At 55.8% G+C, this 17,042-nt stretch carries 18 protein-coding genes and 1 other annotated feature; of the genes, 14 read left to right on the plus strand and 4 right to left on the minus strand.

The annotated features are described in order from the left end of the window. Positions 1 to 39: 39 nt before the first annotated feature. Both ACOTXL_RS02300 and rnm read right to left on the minus strand, forming a co-directional pair. Entirely contained in the window at positions 40 to 660 is a 621-nt protein-coding gene (locus ACOTXL_RS02300; protein ID WP_003856793.1) for an L-threonylcarbamoyladenylate synthase, read from the minus strand. Further along, a complete protein-coding gene (gene rnm / locus ACOTXL_RS02305; RefSeq protein WP_023314252.1) occupies positions 657 to 1,550 on the minus strand; it encodes an RNase RNM in 894 nt (297 codons plus the stop codon). Before rnm ends, ACOTXL_RS02300 begins: the two co-directional genes overlap by 4 nt. A gap of 127 nt (positions 1,551 to 1,677) precedes the next feature. On the opposite strand from rnm, the gene trpL reads away from it, so the two are divergent. The 8 genes from trpL (at position 1,678) to yedF (ending at position 9,965) form a co-directional block, all read left to right on the plus strand. Continuing rightward, positions 1,678 to 1,722: a trp operon leader peptide gene (gene trpL, locus ACOTXL_RS02310; RefSeq protein ID WP_071524153.1), complete on the plus strand. Its 45-nt coding sequence runs from the start codon at positions 1,678 to 1,680 to the stop codon at positions 1,720 to 1,722. Further along, positions 1,699 to 1,793, plus strand: a sequence feature (Trp leader region). Its footprint overlaps the gene before it by 24 nt. A 23-nt stretch (positions 1,794 to 1,816) precedes the next feature. Further along, positions 1,817 to 3,379 carry an anthranilate synthase component 1 gene (locus ACOTXL_RS02315; RefSeq protein WP_022651355.1) on the plus strand — a complete coding sequence of 521 codons (1,563 nt, stop codon included), beginning with the start codon at positions 1,817 to 1,819 and terminating at the stop codon, positions 3,377 to 3,379. Then, positions 3,379 to 4,974, plus strand: coding sequence for a bifunctional anthranilate synthase glutamate amidotransferase component TrpG/anthranilate phosphoribosyltransferase TrpD (gene trpD / locus ACOTXL_RS02320; RefSeq protein ID WP_032609354.1), 1,596 nt, complete (start codon positions 3,379 to 3,381; stop codon positions 4,972 to 4,974). The genes ACOTXL_RS02315 and trpD overlap by 1 nt, the downstream gene beginning before the upstream one ends. 3 nt (positions 4,975 to 4,977) lie before the next feature. After that, entirely contained in the window at positions 4,978 to 6,336 is a 1,359-nt protein-coding gene (trpCF, locus tag ACOTXL_RS02325) for a bifunctional indole-3-glycerol-phosphate synthase TrpC/phosphoribosylanthranilate isomerase TrpF (RefSeq protein ID WP_003856781.1), read from the plus strand. Between the two features lie 10 nt (positions 6,337 to 6,346). Beyond that, positions 6,347 to 7,540, plus strand: a complete 1,194-nt coding sequence (trpB, locus tag ACOTXL_RS02330; RefSeq protein ID WP_045350846.1) for a tryptophan synthase subunit beta — start codon at positions 6,347 to 6,349, stop codon at positions 7,538 to 7,540. Next, complete coding sequence (trpA, locus tag ACOTXL_RS02335; protein ID WP_032609356.1) at positions 7,540 to 8,349, plus strand: tryptophan synthase subunit alpha; 810 nt, start codon at positions 7,540 to 7,542, stop codon at positions 8,347 to 8,349. The genes trpB and trpA overlap by 1 nt, the downstream gene beginning before the upstream one ends. 174 nt (positions 8,350 to 8,523) lie before the next feature. Next, on the plus strand, positions 8,524 to 9,735 hold the full coding sequence (gene yedE, locus ACOTXL_RS02340; protein ID WP_045350847.1) for a selenium metabolism membrane protein YedE/FdhT: 1,212 nt from the start codon (positions 8,524 to 8,526) through the stop codon (positions 9,733 to 9,735). Then, positions 9,732 to 9,965 carry a sulfurtransferase-like selenium metabolism protein YedF gene (yedF, locus tag ACOTXL_RS02345; protein ID WP_003856774.1) on the plus strand — a complete coding sequence of 78 codons (234 nt, stop codon included), beginning with the start codon at positions 9,732 to 9,734 and terminating at the stop codon, positions 9,963 to 9,965. Before yedE ends, yedF begins: the two co-directional genes overlap by 4 nt. Positions 9,966 to 10,251: 286 nt before the next feature. Here the strand turns inward: yedF and ompW are convergent, their stop codons facing one another. After that, entirely contained in the window at positions 10,252 to 10,884 is a 633-nt protein-coding gene (ompW, locus tag ACOTXL_RS02350; RefSeq protein ID WP_003856769.1) for an outer membrane protein OmpW, read from the minus strand. A 282-nt stretch (positions 10,885 to 11,166) separates the two neighbouring features. Between ompW and ACOTXL_RS02355 the strand changes: the two genes are divergently transcribed. The 5 genes from ACOTXL_RS02355 (at position 11,167) to yciA (ending at position 15,754) form a co-directional block, all read left to right on the plus strand. Further along, positions 11,167 to 11,571 (plus strand): YkgJ family cysteine cluster protein, encoded by a 405-nt coding sequence (locus tag ACOTXL_RS02355; protein WP_003856766.1) that lies wholly within the window; start codon positions 11,167 to 11,169, stop codon positions 11,569 to 11,571. A gap of 25 nt (positions 11,572 to 11,596) precedes the next feature. Beyond that, positions 11,597 to 12,340, plus strand: a complete 744-nt coding sequence (locus tag ACOTXL_RS02360; RefSeq protein ID WP_003856765.1) for a YciC family protein — start codon at positions 11,597 to 11,599, stop codon at positions 12,338 to 12,340. A 13-nt stretch (positions 12,341 to 12,353) separates the two neighbouring features. Continuing rightward, positions 12,354 to 12,893 carry a septation protein A gene (locus ACOTXL_RS02365; RefSeq protein ID WP_023324803.1) on the plus strand — a complete coding sequence of 180 codons (540 nt, stop codon included), beginning with the start codon at positions 12,354 to 12,356 and terminating at the stop codon, positions 12,891 to 12,893. A 180-nt stretch (positions 12,894 to 13,073) separates the two neighbouring features. Further along, positions 13,074 to 15,260 (plus strand): TonB-dependent siderophore receptor, encoded by a 2,187-nt coding sequence (locus tag ACOTXL_RS02370; protein WP_045350848.1) that lies wholly within the window; start codon positions 13,074 to 13,076, stop codon positions 15,258 to 15,260. Positions 15,261 to 15,358: 98 nt separating this feature from the next. Continuing rightward, the gene (gene yciA, locus ACOTXL_RS02375; protein ID WP_023314256.1) at positions 15,359 to 15,754 is read left to right on the plus strand and encodes an acyl-CoA thioester hydrolase YciA; all 396 of its coding nucleotides are present in this window, start codon (positions 15,359 to 15,361) and stop codon (positions 15,752 to 15,754) included. 38 nt (positions 15,755 to 15,792) lie between these two features. On the opposite strand, the gene tonB is transcribed toward yciA, so the two are convergent. Beyond that, positions 15,793 to 16,521 (minus strand): TonB system transport protein TonB, encoded by a 729-nt coding sequence (gene tonB, locus ACOTXL_RS02380; protein ID WP_017384230.1) that lies wholly within the window; start codon positions 16,519 to 16,521, stop codon positions 15,793 to 15,795. A 221-nt stretch (positions 16,522 to 16,742) separates the two neighbouring features. Here tonB and ACOTXL_RS02385 point away from each other — a divergent pair, with 221 nt between their 5' ends. Next, a complete protein-coding gene (locus ACOTXL_RS02385) occupies positions 16,743 to 17,039 on the plus strand; it encodes a YciI family protein (protein ID WP_003856755.1) in 297 nt (98 codons plus the stop codon). The last annotated feature ends 3 nt before the right edge of the window (positions 17,040 to 17,042 follow it).

The raw sequence follows: 17,042 nt of genomic DNA on the forward strand, positions 1-17,042 counted from the left end.
CCCTGCTTTGATGGCCGCGTAGTATATCTGCTTACACCCTTACAAGAAAGGCTTAACATCGCCCACACCTTCACGAATGACTTCTGGCGCGTCTTCGGTGAGATCCACCACGGTGGTCGGCTGCTGGCCAAGATAGCCGCCATGGATAATCAGCTCCACCACCTTCTCCAGACGATCTTTGATCTCTTCCGGGTCGGACTCGGTAAACTCACTGCCCGGCAGCATCAGCGATGTGGAGAGCATCGGCTCGCCGAGGGTTTCCAGCAGCGCCTGGGCAATCGGGTTCGACGGCACGCGCATGCCGATGGTTTTACGTTTTTCCTGCAACAGACGACGCGGCACCTCTTTTGTCCCTTTCAGAATGAAGGTGTAGTTACCGGGCGTGTTGTTCTTAATCAGGCGAAAGGCCACGTTATCAACATAAGCGTAGGTCGACAGTTCAGAGAGATCGCGACACATCAGGGTAAAGTTGTGGCCGTCCGGCAGCTGGCGGATGCGACAGATGCGCTCCATCGCCCCTTTGTCCTCAATTTTACAGCCCAGCGCGTAGCCAGAATCGGTTGGGTAGACAATAACGCCGCCTTTGCGGACGATCTCCACGGCCTGATTAATCAGCCGTGGCTGGGGGTTATCCGGATGGATATAGAAAAACTGACTCATACTTCCCTCTCTTCAATTTGCTGTGGCTGTTCCCAGAGCTGCCAGACAGGCTCAACGCCCGCGGGTAACCAGAGCTTGCGCCCCAGTTCAATCCACGCGCAGGGCTGATGGAAATCTGAACCCTGTGAGCCAAGCAGGCCAAACTGACGGGCGTAGGTCGCGAGCTGCGAACGTTCATTGGGTGCCTGCTGACACTGGGCAACTTCCATCGCCTCACCGCCGCATTCGGCAAAGTGTGCCAGCAGTCTTTTCAGCCATTTAGCAGAAAGATTATACCGCCCCGGATGGGCCAGCACGGCCTTACCGCCAGAATGATGAATCACATCAATAGCTTGTTTTATTGTACACCACTGTGGGGGAACGTATCCGGTTTTCCCGCGCGCCAGATACTTTTTAAAGACATTCGCCATGGTCGTCGCCTTACCAGCGTCCACCAGAAAACGGGCGAAATGGCCGCGCGTCACCGCCCCACCGTTCGCCAGCTTTCGCGCGCCTTCCAGCGCACCGGGAATATGCGCTTTTTCCAGACGTTCGCCAATCATCTCCGCGCGTTGATTGCGGCGTGTTTTTTGTTCTTGCAAAAAAGCACGCATGGCCGGATGTTCTGTATCGATGTTCAGGCCAACGATATGAATTTCGTGGTTTTCCCAGACCGTCGAGATCTCAACCCCGGCCACCAGATCCAGCGCCAGTCCGCTGCGGACAATCTCGGCGCGCGCGGCGGGAATGCCGTCAGTGGTATCGTGATCGGTTATTGCCAGCGTGCCGACACGCATTTCAACGGCGCGATGGACCAGAGCTTCGGGTGTCAGCAGGCCATCTGAAGCCTGCGTATGGCTGTGTAAATCATAAATTACGGCGTAGGTGGTATCGCTCAAAGCACTTCCCATAACAGGTTGGAGACATCCGAAGCCCCTATGATACCGACTAACCGTGAAATACTGAAATCAGGGGTTGACAACACGCCATCGAACTAGTTAACTAGTACGCAAGTTCACACGAGAAAGGTATCTGAAAATGACAGCACATTTCGCTCTGCACGGTTGGTGGCGTACTTCCTGATCTTCGGGCAGTGTCACGCGTCTGCGATAAGCAAACAGATACCCAGCCCGCTACCCAGCGGGCTTTTTTTTGAACAGAATATGAGAAAAACAACATGCAAACAGCCAAACCCCACCTCGAACTGCTGACCTGCGAGGCGGCCTATCGCCATAACCCTACCGCGCTGTTTCATCAGGTGTGCGGTGCACGTCCTGCGACGCTGCTGCTGGAATCTGCTGATATCGACAGCAAGGACGATCTCAAAAGCCTGCTGCTGGTTGACAGCGCGCTGCGCATTACCGCAGCGGGTGATACTGTCACTATTAAGGCGTTATCTGAGAATGGCGCGTCGCTGCTGCCGCTGCTGGATGCGGCTCTGCCTTCAGGTATTGAAAATGAGCGTCATCCGGACCTGAGAATTCTGCATTTCCCACCGGTAAGCCAGCTGCTGGATGAGGATGCCCGCCTCTGCTCGCTCTCCGTTTTTGACGCCTTCCGTCTGCTGCAAAATCTGGTGGCCGTACCGGAAGATGAGCGCGAAGCAATGTTCTTTGGCGGGCTGTTTGCTTACGACCTGGTTGCTGGCTTTGAAGATTTACCCCAAACCGAGCAGGGTAACCGCTGCCCGGACTACTGCTTCTACCTGGCCGAAACCCTGCTGGTGATCGACCATCAGAAAAAATACACCCGCATCCAGGCCAGCCTGTTCACGCCGTCTGCGTCTGAGAAAAATCGCCTCGCGCAGCGCATCGCCCAACTGCAACAGCAGATGTCGGAAGCACCGCCCGCGCTCCCGGTGCAGCGTGTTGAAAAGATGACCTGCGAGGTGAGTCAGACCGACGATCAGTACGGCGCGGTGGTGCGTCAGATGCAAAAAGCGATTCGTGCCGGGGAGATATTCCAGGTGGTGCCGTCCCGTCGCTTCTCACTGCCCTGCCCGTCGCCGCTGGCGGCTTACGATGTGCTTAAAAAGAGCAACCCAAGCCCTTACATGTTCTTTATGCAGGACAATGATTTCACCCTGTTTGGCGCGTCGCCGGAAAGCTCCCTCAAGTACGACGCCACCAGCCGCCAGATTGAGATCTACCCGATAGCGGGAACCCGCCCACGCGGCCGTCGTGCCGATGGCTCCCTGGACCGCGATCTCGACAGCCGCATTGAACTGGAAATGCGTACCGACCATAAAGAGCTCTCCGAACACCTGATGCTGGTTGACCTGGCGCGTAACGATCTGGCACGCATTTGCACGCCTGGCAGCCGCTACGTGGCGGACCTGACCAAAGTCGACCGCTACTCCTTCGTCATGCATCTGGTCTCCCGCGTGGTGGGTGAGCTGCGCCACGACCTCGACGTCCTGCACGCCTACCGCGCCTGCATGAACATGGGCACGTTGAGCGGCGCGCCGAAAGTCCGCGCCATGCAGCTGATTGCCGAAGCTGAAGGCCGCCGTCGCGGCAGCTACGGTGGTGCCGTGGGCTATTTCACCGCTCACGGTGACCTCGATACCTGCATCGTGATCCGCTCCGCCTACGTTGAGGACGGCATTGCCACCGTCCAGGCCGGGGCCGGAATTGTGCTGGATTCTGTTCCGCAGTCGGAAGCCGACGAAACCCGCAGTAAAGCGCGCGCGGTACTGCGCGCCATTGCTACCGCACACCATGCACAGGAGATTTTCTGATGGCTGACATTCTGCTGCTCGATAATATCGATTCCTTTACCTACAACCTGGCAGATCAGCTGCGTGCGAATGGTCACAATGTCGTTATCTATCGCAACCACGTTCCGGCCCAGACGCTGATTGACCGTCTGGCGACCATGCAAAACCCAGTGCTGATGCTCTCCCCGGGCCCAGGCGCACCGAGCGAAGCAGGCTGTATGCCTGAGCTGTTGACCCGTATGCGCGGCAAGCTGCCGATTATCGGCATCTGCCTTGGCCATCAGGCGATTGTCGAAGCCTACGGCGGTTACGTGGGTCAGGCGGGGGAGATCCTGCATGGTAAAGCGTCAAGCATTGAACATGACGGTCAGGCGATGTTTGCCGGTCTGCCGAACCCGCTTCCGGTAGCGCGTTACCACTCGCTGGTTGGCAGCAACATTCCGGCCGGGCTGACCATTAACGCCTCGTTTGAAGGGATGGTGATGGCGGTGCGTCATGATGCGGATCGCGTCTGCGGGATGCAGTTCCACCCGGAATCTATCCTGACGTCCAACGGCGCGCGCCTGCTGGAGCAAACGCTCGACTGGGCGCTGCAAAAGCTGGAGCAGACCAACACCCTGCAACCGATTCTGGAAAAACTGTATCAGGCTCAGACCCTGAGCCAGCAGGAGAGCCATCAGCTGTTCTCCGCCGTCGTGCGCGGCGAGTTGAAGCCTGAGCAGCTGGCCGCTGCGCTGGTGAGTATGAAAGTGCGCGGCGAAAGCCCGCAGGAGATCGCCGGCGCGGCAACCGCGCTGCTGGAAAATGCCGCCCCGTTCCCGCGCCCGGACTATCCGTTTGCCGATATTGTCGGGACCGGTGGCGACGGCAGTAACAGTATCAATATTTCCACCGCCAGCGCCTTTGTGGCCGCGGCATGCGGTCTGAAAGTGGCGAAACACGGCAACCGCAGCGTGTCCAGCCGTTCAGGATCGTCCGACCTGCTGGCGGCTTTCGGTATCAACCTGGACATGAACGCCGAGCGTTCCCGTGAAGCGCTGGATGACCTGGGCGTCTGTTTCCTGTTTGCGCCGAAGTATCACACCGGTTTCCGCCACGCGATGCCGGTTCGCCAGCAGCTTAAAACCCGCACGCTGTTTAACGTGCTCGGTCCACTCATTAACCCGGCGCATCCGCCGCTGGCGCTGATTGGCGTTTACAGCCCGGAGCTGGTCCTGCCGATTGCGGAGACGCTGCGCGTCCTCGGTTACCAACGCGCCGCCGTGGTACACAGCGGCGGGATGGATGAAGTTTCCCTGCATGCGCCCACGCTGGTGGCGGAACTGAATCACGGCGAAGTGCTGAACTATCAGCTTGAGGCCGCTGACTTCGGGTTGACCCCGTACCATCAGGACGCCCTGGCGGGCGGCACGCCGGAAGAAAACCGTGACATTCTCACGCGCTTATTACAAGGTAAAGGTGAGGCCGCCCATGAGGCCGCCGTGGCGGCCAACGTAGCCATGCTGATGCGTTTACATGGCGAGGAAGATCTAAAAGCCAACGCCCAAAAAGTTCTGGACGTACTGCGCTCCGGTGCAGCTTACGATCGCGTTACCGCACTTGCGGCAAGAGGGTAAATAATGCAGACCGTTTTAGCGAAAATCGTCGCCGATAAGGCCATCTGGGTGGAAGCCCGCAAGCAACAGCAGCCGCTCGCCAGTTTTCAGAATGACGTCGTTCCGAGCAGCCGTCGTTTTTATGATGCGCTCCAGGGCGCGCGTACCGCGTTTATTCTGGAGTGTAAAAAAGCGTCTCCGTCCAAAGGCGTGATCCGTGACGATTTCGACCCGGCGCGTATTGCCGGTATCTACAAGCATCATGCGTCTGCCATTTCTGTGCTGACGGATGAGAAATATTTTCAGGGCAGCTTCGATTTTCTGCCCGTAGTCAGCGGCATCGCGCCGCAGCCGATTCTGTGCAAAGACTTTATTATCGACCCGTATCAGATCTGGCTGGCGCGCTTTTACCAGGCCGATGCCTGCCTGCTGATGCTCTCCGTGCTGGATGACGAGCAGTATCGCCAGCTCTCCGCCGTCGCGCACAGCCTGAATATGGGCGTACTGACCGAAGTGAGCAACGAAGAGGAGCTGGAGCGCGCCATCGCGCTGGAAGCCAAAGTGGTCGGCATTAACAACCGCGACCTGCGCGACCTGTCGATTGACCTCAACCGTACGCGCCAGCTTGCGCCGCGTCTGGGCGCGGGCGTCACGGTGATCAGCGAATCCGGGATAAACAGCTACGCTCAGGTGCGCGAACTCAGCCACTTTGCCAACGGTTTCCTGATCGGCTCCGCGATGATGGAACACGACGATCTTAATGCGGCCGTGCGCCGCGTGCTGTTGGGTGAGAACAAAGTCTGCGGCCTGACCCGTGAACAGGATGCGCAGGCCGCATATGAAGCGGGCGCAATCTATGGTGGTCTGATCTTTGTTGAGTCCTCTCCTCGCGCCGTTAATGAGGAACAGGCGCGCAAGGTGATGGCGGCTGCGCCACTGAACTACGTGGGCGTGTTCCGCGATGCGGATATTAACGACGTTGCGGCTAAAGCGGACGCGTTATCCCTGAGCGCGGTTCAGCTGCATGGCGATGAAGATCAGGCGTACATTGATGCTCTGCGACATGCTCTGGCGCCTCAGGTTCAGATCTGGAAAGCGCAAAGCGTTGGCGCCACCCTGCCCGCGCGTAACCTGAAGCATGTTGATAAATACGTGCTCGACAACGGCCAGGGCGGCACGGGGCAGCGTTTCGACTGGTCACTGCTGCGTGGCGAAGTGCTGGACAATGTCCTGCTGGCGGGGGGATTAAGCCCCGATAACTGTGTGGAAGCGGCCAAAACCGGCTGCGCCGGCCTCGATTTCAATTCAGGCGTAGAGTCCCAACCGGGCATTAAAGACGCCAGCAAGCTGGCATCGGTATTTAAAACTCTGCGTGCATATTAAGGAAGAGAAGATGACGACATTACTTAACCCGTATTTTGGTGAGTTCGGTGGGATGTATGTCCCACAAATCCTGATGCCCGCGCTGCGCCAGCTGGAAGAAGCGTTCGTGAGCGCACAGAAAGATCCGGCGTTTCAGGCGGAGTTTACTGACCTGCTGAAAAACTACGCCGGTCGTCCGACGGCGCTGACAAAGTGCCGCAACCTGACCGAAGGCACTAAAACTACGCTGTATCTTAAGCGTGAAGATTTGCTGCACGGTGGCGCGCATAAAACTAACCAGGTGCTGGGCCAGGCGCTGCTCGCGAAGCGGATGGGTAAAACCGAAATCATCGCCGAAACCGGCGCGGGGCAGCACGGTGTGGCCTCAGCGCTCGCCAGCGCCCTGCTCGGCCTGAAATGCCGCATTTACATGGGGGCGAAGGACGTTGAGCGCCAGTCGCCAAACGTGTTCCGTATGCGTCTGATGGGGGCGGAAGTGATCCCGGTGCACAGCGGTTCTGCCACGCTGAAAGATGCCTGTAATGAAGCGCTGCGCGACTGGTCTGGCAGCTACGAAACCGCCCACTACATGCTCGGTACCGCCGCGGGCCCGCACCCGTTCCCGACCATCGTGCGTGAATTCCAGCGCATGATCGGCGAAGAGACTAAAGCGCAGATCCTCGAAAAAGAGGTTCGCCTGCCGGATGCGGTGATCGCCTGCGTTGGCGGCGGATCTAACGCCATCGGCATGTTTGCCGATTTTATCGACGAAACCAGCGTTGGGCTGATTGGCGTTGAGCCTGCCGGCCACGGCATTGAAACGGGCGAGCATGGTGCGCCGCTGAAGCATGGCCGCGTGGGGATCTACTTCGGCATGAAGGCCCCGATGATGCAGACCGATGAAGGGCAGATTGAGGAGTCTTACTCGATCTCTGCCGGGCTGGATTTCCCGTCCGTAGGGCCGCAGCACGCGTTCCTGAACAGCACCGGCCGCGCGGATTATGTCTCCATCACCGATGACGAAGCGCTGGAGGCCTTCAAAACGCTGTGCCGCAATGAAGGGATCATCCCGGCGCTGGAGTCTTCCCACGCGCTGGCGCACGCGCTGAAAATGATGAAGGAAAACCCGGAAAAAGAGCAGCTGCTGGTGGTAAACCTTTCCGGTCGCGGTGACAAAGATATCTTCACCGTTCACGATATTCTGAAAGCACGAGGGGAAATCTGATGGAACGCTACGACAACGCATTTGCACAACTGAAAGCCCGCCAGGAAGGCGCGTTCGTTCCCTTCGTGACGCTGGGCGACCCCGGCCCGGAGCAGTCGCTGAAGATTATCGACACCCTGATTGATGCCGGTGCCGACGCGCTGGAGCTCGGTATTCCGTTCTCCGATCCGCTGGCGGATGGCCCGACCATTCAGAACGCAACGCTACGCGCGTTTGCCGCGGGCGTGACGCCGAGCCAGTGCTTTGAAATGCTGGCGGCGATCCGGCAGAAGCACCCGACCATTCCGATCGGCCTGCTGATGTACGCCAACCTGGTGTTCAGCCGCGGTATTGATGCGTTTTACGCAGAGTGCGCCCGCGTGGGCGTTGACTCCGTGCTGGTGGCTGACGTGCCCGTTGAAGAGTCTGCGCCATTCCGTCAGGCGGCAATGCGCCACAACGTCGCGCCGATTTTCATCTGTCCACCGAATGCCGATGACGATCTGTTGCGCCAGATTGCCTCTTACGGACGAGGTTACACCTACCTGCTCTCCCGTGCGGGCGTCACCGGTGCGGAAAACAAAGCCGCGCTGCCGCTGCATCATCTGGTGGAGAAGCTTGCAGAATACCATGCTGCACCGCCGCTTCAGGGCTTTGGCATTTCCTCACCGGATCAGGTTACTGCGGCGATTGACGCGAAAGCCGCCGGGGCCATTTCGGGTTCGGCTATCGTGAAAATTATCGAGAAGAACGTGGATAAGCCACAGCAGATGCTGGCTGAATTACACGCATTCGTCACATCCATGAAAGCGGCCACGCGCAAGGCGTAACCGTTAACACCGTCTGGCCCCGGCGTCAGGCGGTTTTCCCTCCTCTCTTCCTGAAAGAAGCAGGTCAAAATTGATCCTGTCGATATTTTAGGTGTGAATGACTTTCCAAACTTTCGCGTAAGCGTATGATCTGGGCTCTTTTTAGCGTTACCCTTCTGAGTTCAGAGGTTATTCATGTCATGGCATTCCTTCAAACAGACTTACCTGGTTAAGTTCTGGTCACCTGTTCCGGCCGTTATCGCGACAGGCATTCTCTCTACCTATTATTTCGGTATTACCGGCACCTTCTGGGCTGTTACGGGCGAGTTTACCCGCTGGGGTGGGCAGCTATTACAGCTGGCAGGCGTCCATGCCGAAGAGTGGGGCTACTTCAAACTGATCCATCTTGAGGGCACACCGCTGACCCGCATCGACGGGATGATGATCATTGGCATGTTCGGCGGCTGTTTTGCGGCCGCGCTGTGGGCCAACAACGTTAAGTTGCGCATGCCGAAAAGCCGCATCCGCATTATGCAGGCCGTGGTCGGCGGCATCATTGCCGGGTTTGGCGCTCGTCTGGCGATGGGCTGTAATCTGGCCGCGTTCTTTACCGGCATTCCGCAGTTCTCGCTGCATGCCTGGTTCTTTGCCGTCGCCACCGCCATCGGCTCCTACTTCGGTGCTAAATTCACCCTGCTGCCGCTGTTCCGCATTCCGGTGAAAATGACGAAAGTTAGCGCTGCCTCTCCGTTAACGCAAAAACCCGATCAGGCGCGTCGTCGTTTCCGCCTCGGTATGCTGGTCTTTTTTGCTATGGTTGCCTGGGCGATTTGCACGGCAATGAATCAGCCCAAACTCGGTCTGGCCATGCTGTTCGGCGTCGGCTTTGGTCTGCTGATCGAACGCGCGCAGATCTGCTTTACCTCCGCGTTTCGCGATATGTGGATCACCGGACGAACCATGATGGCGAAGGCGATCATTGCCGGTATGGCCGTGAGCGCGATCGGCATCTTCAGCTACGTTCAGCTCGGCGTGGAACCGAAAATCATGTGGGCGGGCCCAAATGCCGTCATTGGCGGGCTGCTGTTTGGCTTTGGCATTGTGCTGGCGGGCGGGTGTGAAACCGGCTGGATGTATCGCGCTGTGGAAGGCCAGGTGCATTACTGGTGGGTGGGTCTGGGTAACGTGATTGGCTCTACCCTTCTGGCCTGCTACTGGGATGACGTCTCTCCGGTGCTGGCAACAAACTGGGACAAGGTCAACCTGCTGAAAACCTTTGGTCCACTCGGGGGGCTCCTGGTGACCTATGCCCTGCTGCTTATCGCCTTCTTACTGGTTGTTGCACAAGAGAAGCGCTTCTTCCGACGCGCCACCGCCAAAACTGAAACTCAGGAGAATGCCGCATGAAAGAGATCGTGCCTGATTATCGTCTCGATATGGTGGGTGAACCTTGCCCTTACCCGGCCGTCGCCACGCTTGAAGCGCTACCACAGCTAAAGAAAGGTGAAATTCTGGAAGTGGTGAGCGATTGCCCCCAGTCGATCAATAACATTCCGCTTGATGCCAAAAATCACGGCTATACCGTGCTGGATATCCAGCAGGACGGACCAACCATTCGTTATTTAATTCAGAAGTGATTTCACGATCGAAAAAGGCCTCTCAGAGGCCTTTTCTAGTTTACTGGCTTTGGCCACCGTCGTCGTCTGAGCTTCGGCAGGCATGAATGAATGGTGAGACGTGTTCCGCAAACGGAACAGATAGCACCGTGAGGTAGGCTATGTGCTGGGCTGAACGTCGTGAACTGAAACTGTTTACCTGCACAAACCGGACACTCAAATTTGATGTTGGGGATATCCCCTCCAGACAGGTGTGTGGAACAACCACCATACAGCAATCACCGGCTGACAGGGGATATATCTTCTGTCAGAAACGATAGCCTGCTGAGAACATAAATACCCACGGATCCAGACGGGTATTGATACTTTGCTGCTGCCCGCCAGCTTTAAAGCGCACGTCCGTATCAATGTCCATATACCAGACAGAGGCGTTGATCAGCCAGTCACGATTAATCAGATAATCCAGACCAACCTGTCCCGCCATGCCCCACGAGTCTTTCAGGCTGAGATCGGAGAGCCCGGCCTCTTTACCAGTATCGTTAAATTTCTCATCAAAGAAGGTGGTGTAGTTAACGCCTGCACCAATATAAGGGCGCACCTTGCTGCTGGAATCGCCGAAGTACCACTGCGCCATCAGCGTTGGTGGCAAATGGTGCACCGTGGCAATGTCCCCGGTCGGTCCTAAACCGACGCGGTGACGGAATGGCGTGGCGGCTAAAAGCTCGACGCCAATGTTATCCGTTGCCATATACGTAAACGTCAGGCCTAACTGGGTGTTATTGCTAACGTTAAACCCGCCCATACCCAGCACATTGTCGGACCCTTCCGTTGGACGTACCGTTGCCGAACCGGCACGAATAAAGAATTCACCTGCTTCATGCGCGTAAGCGCCGCCAGAGAGACTGCTTAAGATGAGGGCTGCCACCGCTAATTTTTTCATATCCGCTCCATCGTTGTGGTTTTAATTGCGGAGGAGAATATACTCACAAATGAGTAATAAGTGATCTAACACAGATCACATTAAAACCAGTAAGTTAACATTCATTGATCTAGGTTAATTTTTGGTGACGCCTCATAAAGCAATAAGTTGTTACCGCGTCAATTTTTGGCATTTCATGGTTACAAAATTTTCTGTTTTCCCTCTCTTGCGCTTCCTGTAGCGGCTGGATAATTTATCGCTCTCACAATGTGATTTGATGCGTTCTACTTTTGCAGGTGTGCCATGAGTGATCATAACCCGTGCATGACGTGCGGAGCCTGTTGTGCGTATTTTCGAGTCTCTTTCTACTGGGCTGAAGCCAGCGATGGCGGCGGCACCGTTCCGGTCGATCTCACTGAACCCTTGACCCCTTTTCTGCGCTGTATGCGCGGCACCAACCAAAAACAGAGCCGCTGTGTGGCACTGGAAGGTGAACCTGGGGTATCCACCCGCTGCTCCATTTACGCGGATCGCCCCAGCCCGTGTCGCACTTTCGCGATGTCGGGAGAGGATGGGCAGGTCAATGAGGCATGCAATCGCGCCCGCGCCCGCTATGGATTACCGCCGCTTTACAAAGATATGCTTTTCCATACAAGCCTTGATGCTGCCACCAGCGTGTTATCCGGTGTACAATTGCCGGCTAATTAACACCTGCAATACTCAAGGAGAGTGCATGTCTATCACGGCGAAGTCTGTCTACCGTGACACGGGAAATTTTTTCCGCAATCAGTTCATTACCTTTTTACTGATCGCGTTGTTGTGCGCCTTTATTACGGTGGTGCTGGGTCATGCGTTCTCACCCAGTGATGAACAGATTGCCACGCTGAGCCAGGGGGATCATCTTGCAGGCAGCGCAGGGTTGTTTGACCTTGTGCAGAATATGACGCCAGAGCAACAGCAAATCTTGCTGCGCGCATCTGCGGCATCTACCTTCTCGGGTCTGATTGGCAATGCCATTCTGGCGGGTGGCGTGTTGCTGATGATCCAACTGGTATCTGCCGGCCAACGCGTCAGCGCGTTACGTGCAATCGGGGCCAGTGCTCCGGTGCTGCCAAAGCTGTTTATCCTCATCTTCCTGACCACGCTGCTGGTCCAGATGGGGATCATGTTGGTGGTCGTGCCGGGCGTGCTGCTGGCTATCGTGCTTTCATTCGCGCCAGTAATGGTTGTGCAGGACAAACTGGGCATTTTCACCGCCATGCGCAGCAGCATCAGGCTCGCATGGGCCAATATGCGACTGGTCGCCCCGGCCGTTATCAGCTGGCTGCTGGCCAAGACTCTGCTGTTGCTGTTTGCGCCGAATTTTGCGGTGTTAACGCCAAATGTCGGAGCGGTTGTCGCCAATACGCTGAGCAATCTGATTTCAGCCGTGCTGCTGGTCTATTTGTTCCGCCTGTACATGTTAATTCGTCAGTAACTGGGATCGCAGAATGAAGCAGTTTCTTGATTTTTTACCGCTGATCGTATTTTTCGCTTTTTATAAGCTGTACGACATTTATGCCGGCACGCTGGCGCTGATTGTGGCAACGGCTGTGGTGCTGATTTACAGCTGGGTTCGCTATCGCAAAGTTGAAAAGATGGCGCTCATCACCTTCCTGATGGTGGCGGTGTTTGGTGGCCTGACGTTGTTCTTCCACAATGATGAATTTATCAAATGGAAGGTTACGGTGATTTACGGCCTGTTTGCGGGCGCGCTGCTCATCAGCCAGTGGGTGATGAAGAAGCCGCTGATCCAGCGCATGCTGGGGAAAGAACTGACCCTGCCGCAGGCTGTGTGGGAGCGTCTGAATATCGCCTGGGCGCTATTTTTTATTCTGTGTGGTCTGGCGAATATCTATATCGCATTCTGGCTGCCGCAGAATATCTGGGTCAACTTCAAGGTGTTTGGCCTGACGGCGCTGACCCTTATCTTCACCCTGCTCAGCGGCGTTTATATTTATCGCCACATGCCGCAGGATGACAAGCACTGATCCTTCTGGCCAGATCGCCACGCGGTCTGGCCTCTTTTCCCGCCTTCTCTTTTCTCTACATCCTTCCTGCGAAAATGTCTGAACTATGAAGATTTTATGGAGATCGCTGTCACTTTATTGTAATGAGAATGACTATCATTAATATTCGTCATCGCATTTTTAACAAATGGAAATGAGTTGATGAATAACATAATAAGATTTGCCCCGGCTACACTTACGCTCGCCATTTTTTCAACGCTATACCAGAGCGCACACGCAGCGGAAGAGACTCTCACCGATGGTGAAACAATGGTTGTTCAGGCCACCGCTGAAGAGGCGCTGAAGCAACAGCTGGGGGTTTCCATCATCACGGCAAAGGACATAGAAAAGGATCCACCGGTTAACGATCTTTCAGAAATTATTCGCAAAATGCCCGGGGTTAACCTCACCGGAAACAGCGCGACAGGCAGCCGCGGTAACAACCGCCAGATCGACATCCGCGGTATGGGGCCGGAGAACACGCTGATTCTGATTGACGGTGTGCCGGTGACGTCACGTAACTCGGTGCGCTACAGCTGGCGCGGGGAGCGCGACACCCGCGGGGATACTAACTGGGTTCCGCCAGAGATGGTTGAGCGCATTGAAGTGCTCCGGGGACCTGCTGCCGCCCGCTATGGTTCGGGGGCGGCCGGCGGCGTCGTCAACATCATTACCAAACGCCCGACCAACGACTGGCACGGCTCACTCTCCCTGTACACTAACCAGCCTGAAAATGATAAAGAGGGGTCGACAAAACGCGCTAATTTTGATCTGAGCGGCCCCCTTGCGGGCGATGCGTTAACGATGCGCCTGTACGGGAATATCAATAAAACTGACGCAGATGCTCAGGACATCAACACCGCGCAAAATGGCTCTTACGCCGCCGGACGTGAAGGCGTGCGCAACAAGGACATCAATGCCCTGCTCTCCTGGAAACTCACGCCACAGCAGATTATCGATTTCGACTACAGCTACAGCCGCCAGGGCAATATCTACGCGGGTGATACTCAATACAGCAACAGCAACGTCAGCCCTGACGGTCTGGTGTCGTCCCTGTATGGACACGAAACCAACCGAATGTACCGCCAGTCTTATGGCATTACGCACAACGGCATCTGGGACTGGGGTCAGTCAAAGTTCGGTGTCTATTATGAAAAGACCAACAACACCCGCCTGGAAGAAGGCTCTACGGGCAAAGTTGAGGGGATGATCAATAGCGATAAATACGATACCAGCCGGCTGCAGTCATACCGTTCAACGGGTGAGCTGAACATTCCTTTCTTCTGGCTGGTCGAACAGACGCTAACCGTGGGTGCAGAATGGAACCGTGATGAACTGAACGATCCGGCCTCAATGCAGGCGACAAATGTGTCGGGAGAAGTGATTAACGGCGTTCCCGGTACGGCTTCTGAGCGCAACAGCAAAAACAGCGCTGACCTCACTGGCATCTATCTTGAGGACAATATTGAAGCGCGTCAGGGCACCAACCTGATCCCAGGGCTCCGCTTTGATTATCACAATCAGTTCGGCAGCAACTGGAGCCCTAGCCTGAACGTCTCCCAGGATTTGGGTGACATGTTCAAGGTTAAAGCGGGTATCGCTCGGGTATTTAAAGCGCCAAATCTGTATCAATCCAGCGAAGGCTATCTGCTTTCCACCCGCGGTAATGGCTGCCCGAACAACGTTTCCGAAGGAAGCTGTTACCTGTTAGGTAACCCGGATCTGGATCCTGAAATCAGCGTGAACAAAGAGATTGGCCTGGCCTTTGCGCTGGAAGGCTACGAGGCGGGCATAACCTGGTTCCGCAACGATTACAAAAACAAGATCGTTTCAGGAACGGACGTGCTGGGCCAGACAAGCAGCGGCGCAAATATCCTGCAATGGGAGAACGGCGGTAAGGCCGTTGTTGAAGGGCTGGAAGGCAACCTCACCGTCCCTGTTATTCGCGACACGCTAACCTGGCGTACTAATGCGACGTATATGATTCAGTCTGAAAGTAAAGACACCGGTAATCCGTTGTCGATTATCCCCAAATATACCGTCAACACCATGCTGGACTGGGAGGTTAACAGCAAGCTTTCAGCCAATGTAAGCTGGACGATGTACGGCCGCCAGAAGCCCAGAGAAAACGCTGAAATCCGCAAAGAGGAAAATGCGATGTCCAACAGAGAGATCGGCGCGTATTCCATCGTGGGTATCGGCAGTAACTATCAGCTGACCAAAAACCTGCGCCTGAATGCCGGCATCAGCAACCTCTTTGACAAGCAGATTTACCGTGAAAATGACGGTGCATCGACCTATAACGAACCAGGCCGTGCGTATTACGCAGGCGTGACCCTGTCCTTCTGACCCTAAGGCGCCTGCTCTGCGGGCGCTAACCCTATTCTCTCCAGCCAGAAATCATAGTAGCATCCCGCCTGAAGTCTTCAGTTACGAGTTTAAAAACAATGACAACAAATGACGCCCCACAGGGCGAACTGGTTTTACGCACACTGGCAATGCCTGCGGATACGAATGCCAATGGCGATATTTTTGGCGGCTGGTTGATGTCGCAGATGGATATGGGCGGTGCAATCCTGGCAAAAGAGATTGCACACGGGCGCGTGGTAACCGTCCGGGTCGATGGCATGACCTTCCTGCGTCCTGTCGCGGTGGGGGACGTGGTGTGCTGTTATGCACGCTGCGTAAAACGCGGCACTACGTCTGTCTCCATCAACATTGAAGTCTGGGTGAAAAAAGTCTCTTCTGAACCGATTGGTCAGCGCTATAAGGCGACGGAGGCATTGTTCATCTATGTGGCGGTGGATAGCGACGGTAAGCCCCGCCAGCTTCCACGGAGCTGATCCTCAGGTAAAAAAAAGCCTCCTTGCGGAGGCTTCTTTTATTCCATCTGTGCCCCGCCGTTCAGGCGGAAGACAATGTTCACAATCAACCCATTGCCGGGTTTACCGGCTTCATAGCGCCACCTGCGCATGGCCGATTTAACTTCACGTTCAAACATATTCGCCGGCTGTGCGGACAGGATTTCCACGTTATCGACACGTCCATCGGCCGTAACGTCGAATTTCACCCGTACACGCCCTTCAATACGTAACGCCTGAGCACGTGCCGGGTACTGCGGCTGGTTACGGCTCAGCGCGCGCGGGCCTGCTGGCGCCGTTACCGTCGGTTTTGTCGCGGTCGTGGTGTTATTCATCAGCGGACGTGACGGGGCGGCATTTTCAACCGGCTGCGTGGCGCGTGGCTCAACCGGACGCACTTCGCGTTTCGGACGTTCTTCAACCTTTTTGACCGGCTTGGGTTTTGGCTTCGGCTTAGGTTTCGGCTCCGGCTTATGGATCACCACCGGCGCTTCTTTCGGCGGTTCAGGAACCGGCTCGGGCTCTGGCTCCGGCTCGGGTTCAACAACGGGCTGTGGCGGCGGCGGCGCAACCTGCGGCGGCTCAAGATCCGCAGGCGATACCATGGTCACAGAAATTGGCTGCGCTGGCGCCGGCATTTCAATAACCTGATGAACCGAGGTATAGAGCAGACCCGCCACGACAGCACCGTGAATAACGACGGAAAGCAGCGTCGGCCATGGAAAGCGGCGAGGTAAATCAAGGGTCATCGAAGTCATAATCATCAACGTTAAAAAACCGAACCTTGATTTTAAATGCAAATAGCAATCATATTCAATAAGACACTTTGTCCTGGCGCAATTTAAGCGTACATGAGGGCAAAAAAGGGGCATCCAGATCAGGGTTTTAACATTGTTATTATCTTTACATTGCAGTCATTTGTGCTTTCACATAACGTAATTGTCACTTTTACCGGTTAAGGAGCTTTGCCGTGCTTTACGTGATTTACGCTGAAGATGTACCTGATTCTCTGGAAAAACGTCTTTCCGTTCGCCCTGCCCATCTGGCGCGTTTACAGTTGCTACAGGATGAAGGTCGGTTGCTGACCGCAGGCCCGATGCCTGCCGTTGACAGCAACGATCCGGGCGCGGCGGGTTTTACCGGCTCCACGGTGATTGCCGAGTTTGAATCTCTTGAAGCCGCGCAGGCTTGGGCAGAAGCAGACCCGTACGTCGCAGCCGGCGTGTACGAGAAAGTCACGGTTCGTCCGTATAAAAAAGTATTCTGAAAC

This window comes from Enterobacter cloacae complex sp. IR5402, assembly GCF_049238125.1.
Taxonomy (GTDB): domain Bacteria; phylum Pseudomonadota; class Gammaproteobacteria; order Enterobacterales; family Enterobacteriaceae; genus Enterobacter; species Enterobacter hormaechei_C.